This window comes from Pantoea sp. ICBG 828 (genome assembly GCF_002928355.1).
Taxonomy (GTDB): Bacteria; Pseudomonadota; Gammaproteobacteria; order Enterobacterales; family Enterobacteriaceae; genus Pantoea; species Pantoea dispersa.
Window position 1 is genome coordinate 393489 of the sequence record NZ_POWN01000005.1, and the last position, 15616, is coordinate 409104.

Annotated in this window: 10 protein-coding genes; all 10 read right to left on the bottom strand. The window is 60.8% G+C overall.

Annotated features, from left to right (window positions below):
• Positions 1 to 159 precede the first annotated feature (159 nt).
• The 10 genes from bamB to C1Y43_RS14745 all read right to left on the bottom strand — a co-directional run bounded on the left by bamB (position 160) and on the right by C1Y43_RS14745 (position 15543).
• The gene (gene bamB, locus C1Y43_RS14700; RefSeq protein WP_104188678.1) at positions 160 to 1341 is read right to left on the bottom strand and encodes an outer membrane protein assembly factor BamB; all 1182 of its coding nucleotides are present in this window, start codon (positions 1339 to 1341) and stop codon (positions 160 to 162) included.
• A 19-nt stretch (positions 1342 to 1360) separates the two neighbouring features.
• A complete protein-coding gene (locus C1Y43_RS14705; protein WP_021506561.1) occupies positions 1361 to 1978 on the bottom strand; it encodes a YfgM family protein in 618 nt (205 codons plus the stop codon).
• Positions 1979 to 2017: 39 nt separating this feature from the next.
• Positions 2018 to 3292, bottom strand: coding sequence for a histidine--tRNA ligase (hisS, locus tag C1Y43_RS14710; RefSeq protein ID WP_031279395.1), 1275 nt, complete (start codon positions 3290 to 3292; stop codon positions 2018 to 2020).
• A gap of 105 nt (positions 3293 to 3397) precedes the next feature.
• On the bottom strand, positions 3398 to 4519 hold the full coding sequence (ispG, locus tag C1Y43_RS14715) for a flavodoxin-dependent (E)-4-hydroxy-3-methylbut-2-enyl-diphosphate synthase (protein WP_104188680.1): 1122 nt from the start codon (positions 4517 to 4519) through the stop codon (positions 3398 to 3400).
• A gap of 38 nt (positions 4520 to 4557) precedes the next feature.
• Complete coding sequence (gene rodZ, locus C1Y43_RS14720; protein WP_104188682.1) at positions 4558 to 5580, bottom strand: cytoskeleton protein RodZ; 1023 nt, start codon at positions 5578 to 5580, stop codon at positions 4558 to 4560.
• Positions 5570 to 6304 (bottom strand): type IV pilus biogenesis/stability protein PilW, encoded by a 735-nt coding sequence (pilW, locus tag C1Y43_RS14725; protein ID WP_058770850.1) that lies wholly within the window; start codon positions 6302 to 6304, stop codon positions 5570 to 5572. The genes rodZ and pilW overlap by 11 nt, the downstream gene beginning before the upstream one ends.
• A gap of 75 nt (positions 6305 to 6379) precedes the next feature.
• Positions 6380 to 7549 (bottom strand): bifunctional tRNA (adenosine(37)-C2)-methyltransferase TrmG/ribosomal RNA large subunit methyltransferase RlmN, encoded by a 1170-nt coding sequence (locus C1Y43_RS14730; protein WP_021506556.1) that lies wholly within the window; start codon positions 7547 to 7549, stop codon positions 6380 to 6382.
• Positions 7550 to 7736: 187 nt separating this feature from the next.
• Positions 7737 to 8168 (bottom strand): nucleoside-diphosphate kinase, encoded by a 432-nt coding sequence (gene ndk, locus C1Y43_RS14735; protein WP_021506555.1) that lies wholly within the window; start codon positions 8166 to 8168, stop codon positions 7737 to 7739.
• Positions 8169 to 8337: 169 nt separating this feature from the next.
• Positions 8338 to 10656 carry a peptidoglycan glycosyltransferase PbpC gene (gene pbpC, locus C1Y43_RS14740; protein WP_104188684.1) on the bottom strand — a complete coding sequence of 773 codons (2319 nt, stop codon included), beginning with the start codon at positions 10654 to 10656 and terminating at the stop codon, positions 8338 to 8340.
• Positions 10657 to 10662: 6 nt separating this feature from the next.
• Complete coding sequence (locus C1Y43_RS14745) at positions 10663 to 15543, bottom strand: alpha-2-macroglobulin (RefSeq protein WP_104188686.1); 4881 nt, start codon at positions 15541 to 15543, stop codon at positions 10663 to 10665.
• Positions 15544 to 15616: the final 73 nt, after the last annotated feature.

Genomic DNA, 15616 nt, shown 5'->3' on the forward strand with positions numbered 1-15616 from the left:
TAAAAATAAATCGCCCGAATGGCGTGATTATAACGGCATTTGCCGTCAGGTTCAGGCCGCAGGCGCCAAGAATATCATGCCTGACTAAAAACAGAACGGCCCCTGACGAATCAGGAGCCGTATCAATGCGTGCGAAACGCTGCCCGTTGGGCCATCGCCTTAACGGGTGATGGCGTAGACCTCACCGCCTTTTGCCTGGATCAGCAGCTTGTCACCGACCACAACCGGCTCGGTCTGGAAGCCATCGCTGTCCAGTTTCTGCTGCGCCACAAAGCGGCCGTCCAGGGTGTTGATCCAGTGCACGTAGCCTTCGCTATCGGCGACCACCAGGTAACCGTTGAACAGCACCGGAGACGTCAGGTTACGGTGCAGCAGATCGCTCTGACGCCAGATCGCCACGCCGCCATCGGCGTTGAGCGCAATCACGCGGTCATCCTGATCCACCAGATAGATACGACCGGCATCGACGATCAGATCTTTGACGCCGCCGATTTCACGCTTCCACAGAATCTGACCGGAACGCAGATCCAGCGCCGTCAGGTTACCGTTGTAGGCCAGCGCATAGACCACGCCATTGACGATAACCGGCGTGGTGTCGACATCGTTAAGACGATCGATCTCGGTCGCGCCACTTGGCTGGGAGATACGCTGCTGCCAGATCAGCTGACCCTGGTTCATGATCACCGCGCTGACGCGACCGTTATCGCCGCCAACAATCGCGCCGCCGAACGCTACTGCCGGCGCCGATTCACCACGCAGCGACAGCGCTGGCATATCCAGATTCACGCTCCATTTCACCGCGCCGCTGCTCTGATCGAGCCCCTGCAGCATACCGTTGCTGGTGTGAATCAGCACCAGACCATCGCTGACCACCGGACGCGACAGTGCTTCACCGGCCACTTTGGTCTGCCAGGCAATGCTGCCGTCGCTGCTGTTCAGGGCAAATACCTGCCCCCGCTCGCTACCGATGTAGAGGCGATCGCCATTGGCCGTGATGCCGCCAGACAGCAGTGCCGAAATGTTTTTCGAAAAGAAGCCGGTCTTCTCAGAGAGGTTCACTTTCCACTTCTCTTTGCCGTTGCTGGCGTCGAGCGCTTTCACGATACCGAAGCGGTCGGCGGCATACACGGTGCCGTCCTGCCAGGCGGGATGCAGATTGGAGTAGAAATCACCCACGCCGTCACCGACCGAGGTGCTCCACGCGGTTTCCGGCGTGAACTGGTTTTCAACCTTCGGCAGCGGGGCCATTTTCACTACATCTTCTTCGCCGCTGAACAGCGAGCAACCGCTGAGCAGAGTGACTGACATCAGCCCTGGCAGCAGGTATTTACGTAATTCCATGTGCGCTCTCTTGACTGGCTTAACTTAAGTTATTCATCTTCATCTGCAGCATCTGCTTCAGCGCAGGAGAAGCCTGCGATTCCGCACCTTTACTCCAGGCATCGCGGGCGCCCTGCTTATCGCCTTTGCTCAGCAGTGCTTCGCCACGAATGTCCGCCACAATGGCTGTCCAGCCATCACCCTTCACATTGTTCAGGGTAGTAAGGGCGGCATCGGCCTGATTTTGCTGCAGTTGAATGCGTGCCAGACGCAGGTTGATCACCGCCTGCAGATTGGCATCTTTGGTGTCTTTCAGCCCGCTCTGTAACAGCGTGATGGCTTTGTCTAACTGATTGGCGGCAACGTACTGTTTAGCCAGATCCAGCGCGGCCAGCGCACCGTAGGTGTTGTTGTTCTCGCTGGCGAAGCTGGCGACCGCTTCCAGCGTCTGCGGCTTGTCTGCCTGCATGGCGCTGGTCAGCTGCTGATACTGCGCCGACGCGGCTTTGTCCGCTCCTTCCTGATGGCTGCTCCAGAAACGCCAGCCACCCAGCGCAGCGATACCGACGATGACCCCGACCGCCAGCGCTTTGCCATTATTGGCAAAGAAGCGACGCAGCGCATCAACCTGTTCGTTTTCGTTGCTGTAAACTTCCACGCAATCCCTCTCCTTAAAATGCCTGTTGCAGTGCTGCGCTTACTGCAGCAGCGTGTGCAGCGTCGCGGCGGCGTCGCTCTGCGCCAGCGTCTGCTGATCGCCGGTGCGCAGGTCTTTAATCACCACCTGGCCCGCTTTCACTTCGTCTTCGCCCAGCACCAGCGCAATGCGTGCACCCCACTTGTCTGCACGGGCAAACTGCTTCTTGAAGTTACCGCCGCCGAAGTTGGTCATCAGCTTCAGCGCCGGGTCGGCATCACGCAGTTTTTCCGCCAGTTGCATCGCGGCGGACTGCACGCCCTGCCCCGAAGCGATAACATAGACATCAACAATGCGCGTCGGTTCAAATTCCGGATTCACCGCCTGCACCAGCAGCACCAGACGCTCGAGCCCCATGGCAAAACCGACCGCCGGCGTTGCGCGGCCGCCCAGTTGCTCCACCAGACCATCATAGCGACCGCCACCGCACACGGTGCCCTGCGAGCCGAGGCTGCTGGTCACCCATTCGAACACGGTGCGGTTGTAGTAGTCGAGGCCGCGCACCAGGCGCTGATTGATGCGGTATTTGATGCCGGCATCGTCGAGCAGCGCGCACAGGCCGCTGAAGTGTTCACGTGACTCCTCGTCGAGAAATTCACCCAGCGTCGGCGCGTCATTAAGCAGCGTCTGAATATCCGGATTTTTGCTGTCCAGCACGCGCAGCGGATTGGTATACATACGGCGTTTGCAATCTTCGTCCAGCACCTCTTTATGCTGTTCGAGGAAGGCCACCAGCGCGCTGCGGTAGTTGGCGCGCGCGTCAAGTGAACCGATGGAGTTCAGTTCCAGCTCAACGTGGTCAGCAATCCCCAGCGCTTTCCACCAGCGATGGGTCAGCATGATCAGCTCGGCGTCCACGTCAGGCCCCTGCAGGCCAAACACTTCCACACCCATCTGGTGGAACTGGCGATAGCGACCCTTCTGTGGACGCTCGTAGCGGAACATCGGACCGATGTACCACAGGCGCTGCTCCTGATTGTACAGCAGACCATGTTCGATACCGGCGCGCACGCAGCCTGCGGTGCCTTCCGGACGCAGCGTCAGGCTTTCGCCGTTGCGGTCTTCAAAGGTGTACATCTCTTTTTCAACCACGTCGGTGACTTCACCGATCGCGCGGCTGAACAGGGGGGTTTGCTCGACGATTGGCAGACGGATTTCACTGTAGCCGTAGCTGGCCAGCACCTGCTTCAGGGTGCCCTCAATACGCTGCCAGATGGCGGTATCTGCCGGCAGGTAATCGTTCATCCCGCGAATCGCTTGAATATTTTTCGCCACGTTAGAATCTCTTAATACAAAAAAACCTGTCCGGCATCATACCTTATGAGGATGAAACCGCACAGGTTCAATCACAACTGGCGTGCGCCGGGCGCACACCGTCCTTTATTTTTCCAGCTGCTGCACGTTAATGCGGCGGCTCTCGTCCAGCATGGTGGCTTTCGCACGGATGCGCGCTTCCAGCTGATCGATCATGTCACTGTTGTCGAGGCGATCGCGCTGGCGCACGCCATCTTCGTAGAAACCGCTTTTCTTGTTGCCGCCGGTGACGCCGAGCGTCGAGACCGTGGCTTCGCCGGGACCGTTCACCACGCAGCCAATGATCGAGACGTCCATCGGCGTGATGATGTCTTCCAGCCGCTCTTCCAGCGCGTTCACCGTGCCAATGACGTCAAATTCCTGGCGCGAACAGGTCGGGCAGGCGATGAAGTTGATGCCGCGTGAGCGGATGCGCAGTGATTTCAGGATGTCGTAGCCGACTTTCACTTCTTCAACCGGGTCGGCGGCCAGCGAAATGCGCAGCGTATCGCCGATCCCTTCCGCCAGCAGCAGGCCAAGGCCAATTGCCGACTTCACGGCACCCGCACGCGCGCCACCGGCTTCGGTGATGCCAAGGTGCAACGGCTGATCGATGGCTTTTGCCAGCAGACGGTAAGATTCCACCGCCAGGAACACATCGGAGGCTTTGACGCTCACTTTGAACTGGTCAAAGTTGAGGCGATCGAGGTGATCAACATGACGCATCGCGGATTCGAGCAGCGCCTGCGGCGTTGGCTCACCGTATTTTTCCTGCAGATCTTTTTCCAGCGAACCGGCGTTAACGCCGATACGGATCGGAATATTGTGGTCACGGGCGCAATCCACTACCTGGCGAATACGCTCGTTGTTACCGATGTTGCCCGGGTTAATGCGCAGGCAATCGACGCCGTACTCGGCCACTTTCAGAGCGATGCGGTAGTCAAAGTGAATGTCCGCTACCAGCGGCACGTTGACCTGCTGCTTAATCAGTTTGAAGGCTTCCGCCGCATCCATGGTGGGCACGGACACACGCACGATATCCACGCCGACGCGCTCCAGCTGACGGATTTGATTCACCGTGGCTTCGACGTCCGTGGTACGGGTGTTGGTCATTGACTGAACGGCGATAGGCGCGCCATCGCCAACCGGCACCTTGCCGACGTAAATACGTGTAGATTTGCGACGGATAATGGGTGCTTCGTTATGCATATTCTCTCTCCACAATTACCCGGAAAGCGCGCTGCGCGTTATTGCGCACCCAGCGTCAGACGGGCAACCTGGTTATTACGGATAAAACGACTTAAATCAACGGGCTGATTCTGATATTGCACGTCAACCGCACCCGGAGCGCCAATTTTCAGACGATACGGAGCGGTGCCGGACAGGCTGAGTTTACCGCCGCTACGTTGCAATCCGCTGAACAGCTTCTTACCGGTCGCATCGGTGACTTCCAGCCAGCAGTCAGCTTTGAAGTTCATCACCACGGCGTTAGGATCGCCCGCGGGCTGGCTGACGGCAGCGGTACCGGTTGGCATTGAGCCTGCCGGCACGCTGTTGGCCGGCGCCGGTGAGGTGGCCGCTGGCGGTGCGTTATCAATCGGCGCCTGGCTCGGAGACACCACCGCGTTGTCGCTGCTGGTTGCCGTGTTGCTGCTGGTCGCTGCTGGCGCACTGCTGGTACTGCCAGCGTTGTCTGGCGTGCTGGCCGCTCCGGCACCGGTGTCAATCGGCGTACCGGCCGCGTTAGTGTCGCTGTCGGTAGTGCTGTCTGTGCTGTTGTCACCCAGCGGAATCGACTGGCTGTTGTCACTGCTGCTGCCGTTCTGGTCAGCCATCGACACCAGATCTGCCTGCGAGGCTTTATGGTTCTGCCACCACCAGGCGCCGGTCAGGCCGACCACCACGAAAATCACCAGCCAGGTGAAGATCATCAACCAGCCGTCACGCTTTTTACGACGTTTACCCAGTGAGAAGCTCTGCATCGGCTCAATTTTCGCCGCACGCACCGGAGCCTGCTTCGCCATCATCGGCAGCAGATCATCTTCAGGTACATGCACCAGACGCGCATAAGAGCGAATGTAGCCGCGCAGGAAGGTCGAGGCCAAATCCGCCGGGGATTTATCCTCTTCAATATCACGCACGGTAGAAAGTTTCAGGCACAGGCGCTCAGCGACGTTTTGCTGGGTCAGCCCCATCTGCTCACGGGCCAGACGCAGGCGTTCACCTGTGGAATGTACTGCAGAATTCTCTTGAGTGGCTTCAGTATTCATTAGCTAAATAACGCTGGTACTGTATCGATTGTGGAAAACTTCGCGCCAACCGGTCGCCATAACGTGTAACGTCAGCAGCGTTTCCCTGTTGCGCGGCGAAACGTATCTGTAACCCCAGACTCTCTGCCGTTGCCGGCAAATGCTGATGGTAAACTTCTAAAAGCAGCGGCACTGAAGCCCACTGCTGCTGTTCAAGCCGTCGTTCCACTTCCGTCAGCAGCATACTGCCCTGCTCCGGTGCGGCATCCAGCGCGAGATCGAACTGCTGGCGCGCGGCGCGATCCTCTCCCGCCTGCAGGTAACAATAGCCCGAAAACAGCAGGGCATCCTGAGCGGCGTCGCTGTGCTGCGCTTCAGTTGCCAGCTTAAACTGTTGATGCGCTTCGTCATACTGCCTCAAACCGCAGAGAAACGCACCGTAATTGTTAGCCACATAACCATTCAGCGGCGCTAACTGCTGCGCGCGCTGGTAGTAATGGCGCGTCCGGGCGTTATTCTGCTGTGCCTGCGCGACGCGCGCAAGCGCCAGCGGCACCCGGTAATCGCGCGGCGCGGCCTGCTGCGCGCGCAGCAAATTGCGCTGCGCCGCGGCATAATCCTTCACCGCCAGATAGTGCAATCCCAGCTGCAGCCGGATATCGGCCGCGCCGTGCCGCGCCGGTGCTTCGACACACCCGGTTACAACAAAGCCGGCCAGCAGCGCGGCGGGTAATCCTTTACGCATCTCAGTCTCTCCCTGTCAGTTCAGCGCAGAGACTGCCATGCCTGACGCCCGATGCGTAGCAGCGGGCGCGATCTTTCAGAGCGCCTTCACAGAGATGGCTTCACCGGCCATTTTTTTACGCAGCGTACGCTTGGTGCGATCGATAACATCGCCGGCCAGCTGACCACAGGCGGCATCAATGTCATCGCCGCGCGTTTTACGCACGATGGTAGTGAAACCGTACTCCATCAGCACTTTGGAGAAGCGGTCGATACGGCTGTTCGAGCTGCGGCCATACGGCGCGCCCGGGAAGGGGTTCCACGGAATCAGGTTGATCTTGCACGGCGTCTCTTTCAGCAGCGCCGCCAGCTCATGCGCATGTTCGGTGCTGTCGTTGACGTGATCCAGCATCACGTACTCAATCGTCACGCGGCCCTGATTGGCGTTGGATTTGCCAATGTAGCGCTTCACCGCCGCCAGGAAGGCTTCGATGTTGTACTTTTTGTTGATTGGCACGATGTCATCGCGGATGGTGTCATTCGGTGCGTGCAGCGAAATCGCCAGCGCCACGTCGATCATATCGCCGAGCTTGTCCAGCGCCGGCACTACGCCCGAGGTCGACAGCGTCACGCGACGTTTGGAGAGGCCGAAACCGAAGTCATCCAGCATGATCTCCATCGCCGGTACCACGTTGGTAAGGTTGAGCAGCGGCTCGCCCATGCCCATCATGACCACGTTGGTGATCGGACGCTGGCCGGTCACTTTAGCGGCACCGATAATTTTTGCCGCGCGCCATACCTGACCGATGATTTCAGACACGCGCAGGTTACGGTTAAAGCCCTGCTGCGCGGTCGAACAGAATTTACACTCCAGCGCACAGCCTACCTGCGAGGAGACGCACAGCGTGGCGCGGTCGGCTTCCGGGATATACACGGTTTCCACCAGCTGATCGCCGACGCGAATCGCCCACTTAATGGTGCCATCGCTGGAGCGCATCTCTTCCGCCACTTCCGGCGCACGAATTTCAGCGCGCTGCATCAGCTTGCCACGCAGCACTTTATTGATGTCTGTCATCTGCTCGAAATCATCGCAGCAGTAGTGGTACATCCACTTCATGACCTGATCGGCACGGAACGGTTTTTCGCCCATCTCAACAAAGAATTCGCGCATCTGCTGACGGTTAAGATCCAGCAGGTTAATTTTTTCGTTTTTCGGGGAAACAACCACGGGGGAAGCGGACGACGGCGTCACAATCTGTTCGGACATAATGTTCTCTGGCCTCGTTGTTACACGTTACGGCTCTGGTTAAGAATAGGAAAAAAACAGCGCCCTCGCTGAGCCAGGCTCAACAAGGGCGCATAATTGTACTACATCTGCTGCGTGATGCCAGGGGAACGTCTTAGCCACCGGTTACAAGGTGTAAAGACCCCTGTCCGCATCCGCTACCGCGCACTTAGCGGGTACGTGGGCAGACTTCGTTTTCTGCGAAGAAGTAAGCGATTTCGCGTGCCGCAGATTCTGCAGAGTCAGAACCGTGGGTGGCGTTTTCGGTGAAGCTGTCTGCGTAGTCAGCACGCAGCGTACCGGCCAGCGCGTTGTCCGGGTTAGTTGCACCCATCAGATCGCGGTGACGCTGGATAGCGTTTTCGCCTTCCAGAACAGATACCACAACCGGGCCAGAAGTCATGAACTCAACCAGACCATCAAAGAACGGACGGCCTTTGTGCTCCGCGTAGAAGCCTTCAGCCTGCTCTTTGGTCAGGTGCAGCATTTTCGCACCAACGATTTTGAAGCCAGCGCTTTCGAAACGGTTGTAGATAGCACCAATCACGTTCTTAGCGACGGCGTTTGGTTTGATGATGGAGAAAGTGCGTTCGATTGCCATGATTACCTCTGATTAGCATCCTGAAGAAACCGGGAACCCGCTCCCGGTAAGAAAACGCGCCGATTATAGGGAGATCGGCGCGCCTTGCCTATGAGTGAAGAGAGGAATTATTGAAAATAATTGATTTCTGTCGGGGCAAACACGCAAAAAATATGCCATAGCGCTGCGTTTAGCCGCGCGTGAAAGACACCGAAGCCAGCTGCCCGGCCTCATCCATCACCACCAGCTGATAACGACCGGGCTCGCGCAGCACCAGCGAGGCGCTGCTTTTTCCCGCCGCCAGCTCCACCGGCTGCCCGTTTAAAAACCACCAGCGCTGCGTACCCTGCCCGCCCTGCACCGCCACCGGCAGCAGCAAGACGGCCTTACCGGGCAGCGGCTGCACGCGCTGGTCATTGATCACGCCGGTCACCAGCAGCGGCGCGCTGTCCCCCTGATTCAGCGGCGGGCAGGTCGCATCCACTGGCGGCAGGCGCTGCGCCCGCCGTTCGCCCGGTGGCAGCCACGGCTCAAGCGGCAGCGGCCACATCACGCGTTCCCGGCTTTGCGCATCCGGACAATCCGCCGCCACGCGCAGCCCTTTGCTGTTTTGCCAGAAGCGCTGGCGTAAGCCATTGACGCCTTCCTGACCCGGCGCCAGCAGCGTTGGCGGCACGGTCTGATTCAGCACCCAGCTGTAACGCCGCTGCCGGCAGTTCTCATCGCCGGCGGGCAACGGCTGGCCGCCGGGCCAGCAGATACTGACGGCGCTGACCGTCGCCGGGCGCGCATCGCCGGGTACGCCGCGCGCCGGCAGGTGTCCCGCCAGCAGGTGATTAACCTGCTGCATCACCGGCACCGCCGACGCGTAACCGAACTGGCCGGCAACCGGCGTGGCATCCGGCCTGCCCACCCAGACGCCAATCAGATAGCGCGGCGTGATACCGACGCTCCAGGCGTCGCGATAGCCGTAGCTGGTGCCGGTTTTCCACGCCAGCGGCACGATATCGGCGACCGCCCCGCTGGCGGCAGGCTGCGCCTCACCGGCGAGGATGCGGCGTACAATCCACGCCGCGCCGGGCGACAGTAACGGACGCTGCAGCAGCGGCTGCTGCGGCAGCCAGCGCAGCTGCGCAGCATTACCGTGGCGGGCAAAGGCGCTGTAGGCGGCGACAATGTCGTCCAGCCGCGCGCCGGTGCCGCCCAGCACCAGCGACAGATTCGGTTCACCGCCCGCCGGAAAGCGCAGATTCAGGCCGACGTTGCGCAGCCGCGCGGCGACGTTTTTCGGTCCAAGCGCCTCCAGCAGCTGCACCGCCGGCAGATTGAGCGAACGCTGCAGCGCTTCGCTGGCGCTGACCGGGCCGTGAAAGCCGCTGTCGAAATTGCCGGGACGATAGTCGCCAAAGCGGCGTGGCACATCCTGCAGCAGCGATTCGCCATGAATCAGGCCATCATCCAGCGCCATGCCGTAGACAAACGGCTTGAGCAGCGATCCCGGCGAACGAACGCTGGCAATCATATCCACATGGCCAAAGCGGCTATCGTCATTGAAAGACACCGAGCCGACGTAGCCGCGCACCTTCATGGTGCTGTGGTCGACAACCAGCAGTGCCAGCGAGGTGCGCGGCGGCAGCCGGGTTTGCAGCGACGCAGCGAGGTTCTCCAGTTCACGCTGCAGCGACACATCCAGCGTGGAGGTAATTTTGCTGTCGGGCGACAGCGACAGCAGCCGGCGCGCCAGCAGCGGTGCCAGCTGCGGCAGCTGGCGCGGCGGCAGCCATACCGGCTCCTGTTTGATTTCGGCGACGGTATGCGCCGGCCACACCTGATACTGCGCCAGGCGATCCAGCACTTTATTGCGGGCAGCTTCAGCGCGCTGCGGCCAGCGGTCCGGGCGCAAACGGCTGGGTGCCTGCGGCAGCACCGCCAGCAGCGCCGCCTCGCCGCGGGTAAGCTGCGACGCCGGTTTGCCCAGCCACATCCAGCTGGCAGCGCCGACGCCCTCAACCGTGCCACCAAACGGGGCGCGGTTGAGATACAGCGTGAGGATCTCGCGCTTTGACAGATGCCACTCCAGCTGCAGCGCACGCCACGCCTGCACCACTTTGCCACGCAGGGTACGCGGCTGCGGATCAATCAGCCGCGCCACCTGCATAGTCAGCGTGCTGCCGCCGGAGACAATGTCGTGCTGCAGCAGGTTTTGCCCGACGGCGCGCACTATCGCCAGCGGGTTAATGCCAGGATGGTGCCAGAACCAGCGGTCTTCGTAGGTCAGCAGCGCCTCAATATAAGCCGGTGACACCTCGTCCAGCGTCACCGGATAGCGCCACACACCCTGTCGATCGGCAAAGCGCCACAGCGGCGTGCCATCTTCCGCTACCACCACCCGCGCCGGCTGTAACTGGCGCAGCGGCAGCGGATCGAGCCGGTCCAGCAGCCATACTGCACCCACCAGCAGCAGTAACAGCAGCGCCAGCCCGCACAGGCGTCGGTGGCGCTGCGTCACGGGCGCTTAACGCACATGAAGTTTTTCCGGCGTGGTGCCGATGGCGCGCCACGCGGGCACATACATCGACTCCACCTGCGGTGGCGGCAGACGATAACTGCCCGGCGTCACCGCGCGCGCCAGATACAGCAGCGTGCCGGGCGTGTAGCCATCCAGCGCCAGCGCGGCGACAAAGCGGTCGTCGCGGAACTCAAGATGTTTAATGTTGGCCTGCTGCATGTCCATCATGCTCTCTTTCAGCGCATCGGCACTGTCGCCCAGGCTGGCGCTGCTGTCGCTCAGGTTTTGATTTTCCAGCTCCAGTCCGGCCGGCAGCAGATCCACCACCAGCGCATCGCTGACGCGCTGACTGGCGCCCACCTTCAGCCGCACCACCAGCAGCTCGCCGCTCTTAAGGTTATTGAGATCGGCCGGTTTGCCGTCCAGCGTGAAGTATTCGCGACTGATGCTGAGCACGTTGCTGACCGGTGACGGCGCAGTGCGCGGATAGCCGACCACATTGAGCGTGCCGTACAGCGGCGACGGCGTGTCGCTGGTCAGCGTCAGGCCCTGCTGCAACTGCGGCGCGCTCAGCCCGAGACTCAGCGGCCGATCGCTGCGCAGCGGCTGGTCCTGCAGCGTGGCCCGCCAGGCTTCACCCGGATGCTGCTGCAGCGTCCGCGCGGCGAGGAACAGCGCATTGTTCTCCTGCGTAGAGAACCAGCGCTGCCCGTGCAGCGTTTGCGCCAGTTCAATCAGCAATGGCCCCTGCTGCGCCGGCAGCAGCTGATTTTCCGTCAGCAGCGCCAGGGTCAGCGCGCGGTCACGCAGCGGACTGCCGTAATCGCCCAGCCACATGTCAGGCTGGCGTTGCAGCGCGATGCCCTGCATCAGCGCCAGCTGCGCGCGCTGCGTATCGCCCATCTGCTTTAGCGCCACGCCAAGCTGCACCAGCGCCAGTCCGGACTTCGCCTGGGCGCGTTGGTCATACAGCGCCCGCAGCGCGCCGAGCGGCGCCTGCTGCTGACGCGCCAGCACCAGCCCCGCATAGGCCTGCACGCTAAAACGCAGCGCATCGGCATCGCTACTCCAGCTGGTTTCGATTTGCGCCGGATCCTGCAAATAACGCAGCAGGCGCTGGTCGGCGCGATTAATCACGCCCTCCGGCACGCTGTAGCCTGCTTCGCTGGCGCGCAGCAGGAAGTCAGTGACGTAAGCGGTGAGCCAGAACTCCTCGCTGCTTTCTTTGCTCCACAGGCCAAAGCTGCCGTTACCGCGCTGCATGCCGGCCAGGCGCGCAATGCCGGTGTCAATTGCCGCGCGGCGCGCCTCATCGCTGCTGGTTTTGATGCCCATCGCGCTGAGCTGGGCGTGATTAGTGAAGAGTGAAGGCCAGATACCGCTGGCGGTCTGCTCCAGACAGCCATAGGGATAAGCGTAAAGCTGGCTGATGTAGCTGGCGATATTCAGCGGCGGCTGAGAACTCAGCGACAGCTGGCCGCTCAGCGTGCCAGCCTGCAGGCCGTTGAAAGCGCTTGCCATCACCTGCCAGCGCTGCCCGCTGTTCATTACGTTATCGAAACTCAGGGTTTGCGCCGGATAAGCCGGACGCACGCCAATCTTCCAGCGGCGCACGCTCGGTGCCAGCGTCTCGTTCGGCAGGCTCAGCCCCGAAACGGTCACCTGCACGTCGCCCTCACCAAAACCGTCCTGCGCTTTAACCGGAATCGCCAGCGTGGTTCGCGCCCCCTTCGCCAGCTGCACCCTGGCCGGGATTTGGCCGTTGAGTGCAATCAAGCCACTTGCGTTGACCGCGACGTTCAACGTTTGAGGTTGATCGGTGAGGTTGGTCAAATCCAGCGCCAGTGTTGATTGATCGCCGCTGGCAAGAAAGCGCGGCGTCGCCAGTTCGCTTACCAGCGGTGCGGCGACCACCATTTTACGATCCGCCGCGCCGAAACTGTCTTCGCTCCACACCTGCGCCATCAGCCGCAGCTCGCCGTTGAAGGCCGGTACCGGCAGTTCCAGCGTGCCCTCGCCGCTGGCATCCAGCGTCACCGGTTGCAGCTGCTGCGCCACAATCTGCGCCTCGGTGACCGGCTTTTTACCGCCGCGCGACAGCGCATCGGCATCATCCCCGTCACCGCCAAAACGCAGCGCCGCCAGTTTGCCACCGCCCTCAATCAACTGCCCGAATACGTCATATTGATCGGCGTTGTAGCGCTTGCGGCCAAAGAAGCCGTTCCACGGATCGGGGGTGGCATAGTCGGTAATGCTCAGCACGCCGCTGTCCACCGCCGACAACAATACCTGCACCTGCTGCGGCAGCGCACCGCCCTCGCGGCGGGCTTTAACCTTGACTTGCACGGTTTGTTCCGGCCGAATCCTGTCCGGTGCCTCAAGCGCCAGCGTCAGGCGGCGCGCGGCGGTTGCCATCGGCAGATGCAACAAGCCGACCGCGCGTTTTGGCGTGGTGCCGTTCGCTTTGTCGCCGGCGCGCACCACAATCGCGCTGAGATACAGATCGTGGCGCTTCCACTCCGCACTGACTGGCACATTAATGGTTGCGCCGCCCGCCGGTACATCCAGCGGTTGCCACCACAAGGTGCCGCTGCTCGACTCCACCAGCAGATAGCCTTTGCCGGCCGCCGGGGATTCCACCGTGACACGTGCGGTGTCGCCGGGTTGATAGGCGGCTTTGTCGATCTTCAGTTTGACCTGATCTGGACGCAGCGCGCCGGTGCCGTTGGTGTTGTCCTGCCACCAGTAGCCTGCCTGGAAACGCACGCTGCTGACGACGTTGTCACCGGCATGCACTTCAAGACGATAGGTGCCCCACTCTACCGGGAAGCTGACTTTCTGGCTGCCGCCCGCCGCAACGCTGATGCGCTGCTGCTCTTCCTGCAGATCTTTTTCATCGTAACGTGACTGCCAGCCTTCGCTGTCGGAGAAGCTCCAGAAGTAGTCGCGACGTTCGTGGATCAAACGCACATCAAGATCCTGCGCCGCCAGCTTTTCGCCCTGCGCATTGGCGTACACCACGTCAAATTCGGCGAGGCTGTTTTCCGGCACGGTTGGCTCATCGTTATAACGATCGGTGCGATAGTCGTACACTGATTCGCTGTTAAACAATGGGCGTATGCCCGGCAGCGCTGGCGCAGGCCAGATCGCTTGCGTGGCGCGGCGCGTTACCGGACGACCGCCGGTCTCCAGCAGGCTGGCCTGCAAAATCAGGTTGAGCGGAGAGTGGCTCTCCGCCCAGCTGCTTTCGACCTTAAGCTGCAACCTGCCGCTGTCGTCCAGCTTTTCATCCACATCATCAAGGCTTCGTTTCAGTTCTTCAGTGATGTCGCCAAATTGGTAACCTGGCAACGCAGCGACCGCTTCACGCGCCGGACGCAGGAACAGCTGGCCTTGAAGTTCGTTGCCTGCCGCTGGCGCACCATACAAATAGCGACCTTCGATATCAAAGGTGACGTCGGCATCTGGCGACAGTGGCTGAGTGTTGCTTTTAAGCGACAGCGCCATCCGTTCGGGCAGGAAATCTTCTACATTGAACGGCCAGCTGCGCGGCTGGTTGTCGCCGCTGTTAATACGCAGCGTCCATTTACCGGTCATCGCCGAGGCCGGTAAGGCAAAACGTTGTTGATAAACGCCGTTCTCTGGCTGCCAGACGAAGGTTTGTGCCACTTCACCATTCGGCTGCACCACTTCAGCTTTCACCGGCTGCGGCGGCAGTGGTTTGCCATCGGCATCGCGCAGCAGCGCATTAACAATGACCGTTTCGCCAGGGCGATAGAGATCGCGCGGGCCAAAAATGAAGAACTGTTTGTCGTAGCCTTGCGGGCCATCAATCGGGAATTCGGCCAGATCCAGCGCCGGGCGATTAAGGTCGATGAGCGAAGTCTGGCCTTTACTGGTCGCCAGCAGCAGCTTGCCTTTGGCGTTAGCCGCTAAACGCAAATGACCCTCGCTGTCGCTGCTGCCAGTCGCCAGCTGTTGGCCTTTCTCATCCAGTAGCTGAATGGTGACATCTTCTAACGGCGCACCGCTGGCAAGACTTTGGCTAAAGAGTTCGAGCTGGCCCGGGAAGCGATGCAGCGACAAACCAATGTCACTTAACGTGAACAGTGTCGCCGGTTGCGTGTAGTTGTAGGTGCCGGCCTGTTTCATCACCGCCAGATAGACACCCGGCTGTTTCAGCGCCGCGACGTCGCCGAGCGGCAGCTGCATTTTTTCCCGCGTATTGCGTGCCGGGTTGAGATCGAAGCGGCCGCTGTAAACCAGATCGGCGTTTTTCAGCAGATCGCGCGATTCCCAGTACGACAAATTGTTGCCGTAATTCCACTGGGCGAGAAAATCCGCGAGCGTGGCATTTTTCACCCGGAAGAAATCAACATCGATCTGGTTAACGTTGAGCGCCAGCACCGGCAGTCCCTGCGCCAGGCGCAGCGGCAGCAGCGAGCCACGACTGGCGAAACCGACCATCGGCTGGATGTCGAGCGTGGTGAGTGTCTGGCTGAATGGGCTGGCTAAGGCACTGCCATCCGCGGCCTTCAGGCCGGCATTGACGGTGACGGTGAGCTTGCGCGCCGGCTGCGGATGACGGAAGCGCAGCACTTTGCCGTTCTGCGCCAGCTCCCAGCCTCCGTCGACCTTGCCGCTGCTGTCATCGGTGAGGCTGATCCAATGGTTGAAATCCTGCTGACCGTCGAGCGCGCGGTTGAAGGTCAGTACCAGCGCCGCCGCGCCGTCCAGCTGCAGCTCGGAAAGGTCGATCACCGCGAGAGCGTGTGTCGCGGCCTGCGGCGCAGGCGTATCAGCCGCCTGCAGCGACGGCTGCGCGCCGCCCAGTAATGCGCCGCCGATCAGCACGCTGAACAGCAGTCGTTTTACACATCTTGCCATGGTAATTCCCTCACCAGCCCCAAAAGGTTAAACGTGTTGTGCTGCGCAATTTCACATCAAGCCGCCAACTTTA

Bases quoted from the DNA above. Each gene is read 5' to 3' on its own strand.
- bamB (WP_104188678.1), bottom strand. From the start codon at position 1,341: ATGGAATTACGTAAATACCTGCTGCCAGGGCTGATGTCAGTCACTCTG.
- ispG (WP_104188680.1), bottom strand. From the start codon at position 4,519: ATGCATAACGAAGCACCCATTATCCGTCGCAAATCTACACGTATTTAC.
- rodZ (WP_104188682.1), bottom strand. From the start codon at position 5,580: ATGAATACTGAAGCCACTCAAGAGAATTCTGCAGTACATTCCACAGGT.
- pilW (WP_058770850.1), bottom strand. From the start codon at position 6,304: ATGCGTAAAGGATTACCCGCCGCGCTGCTGGCCGGCTTTGTTGTAACC.
- C1Y43_RS14730 (WP_021506556.1), bottom strand. From the start codon at position 7,549: ATGTCCGAACAGATTGTGACGCCGTCGTCCGCTTCCCCCGTGGTTGTT.
- ndk (WP_021506555.1), bottom strand. From the start codon at position 8,168: ATGGCAATCGAACGCACTTTCTCCATCATCAAACCAAACGCCGTCGCT.
- C1Y43_RS14745 (WP_104188686.1), bottom strand. From the start codon at position 15,543: ATGGCAAGATGTGTAAAACGACTGCTGTTCAGCGTGCTGATCGGCGGC.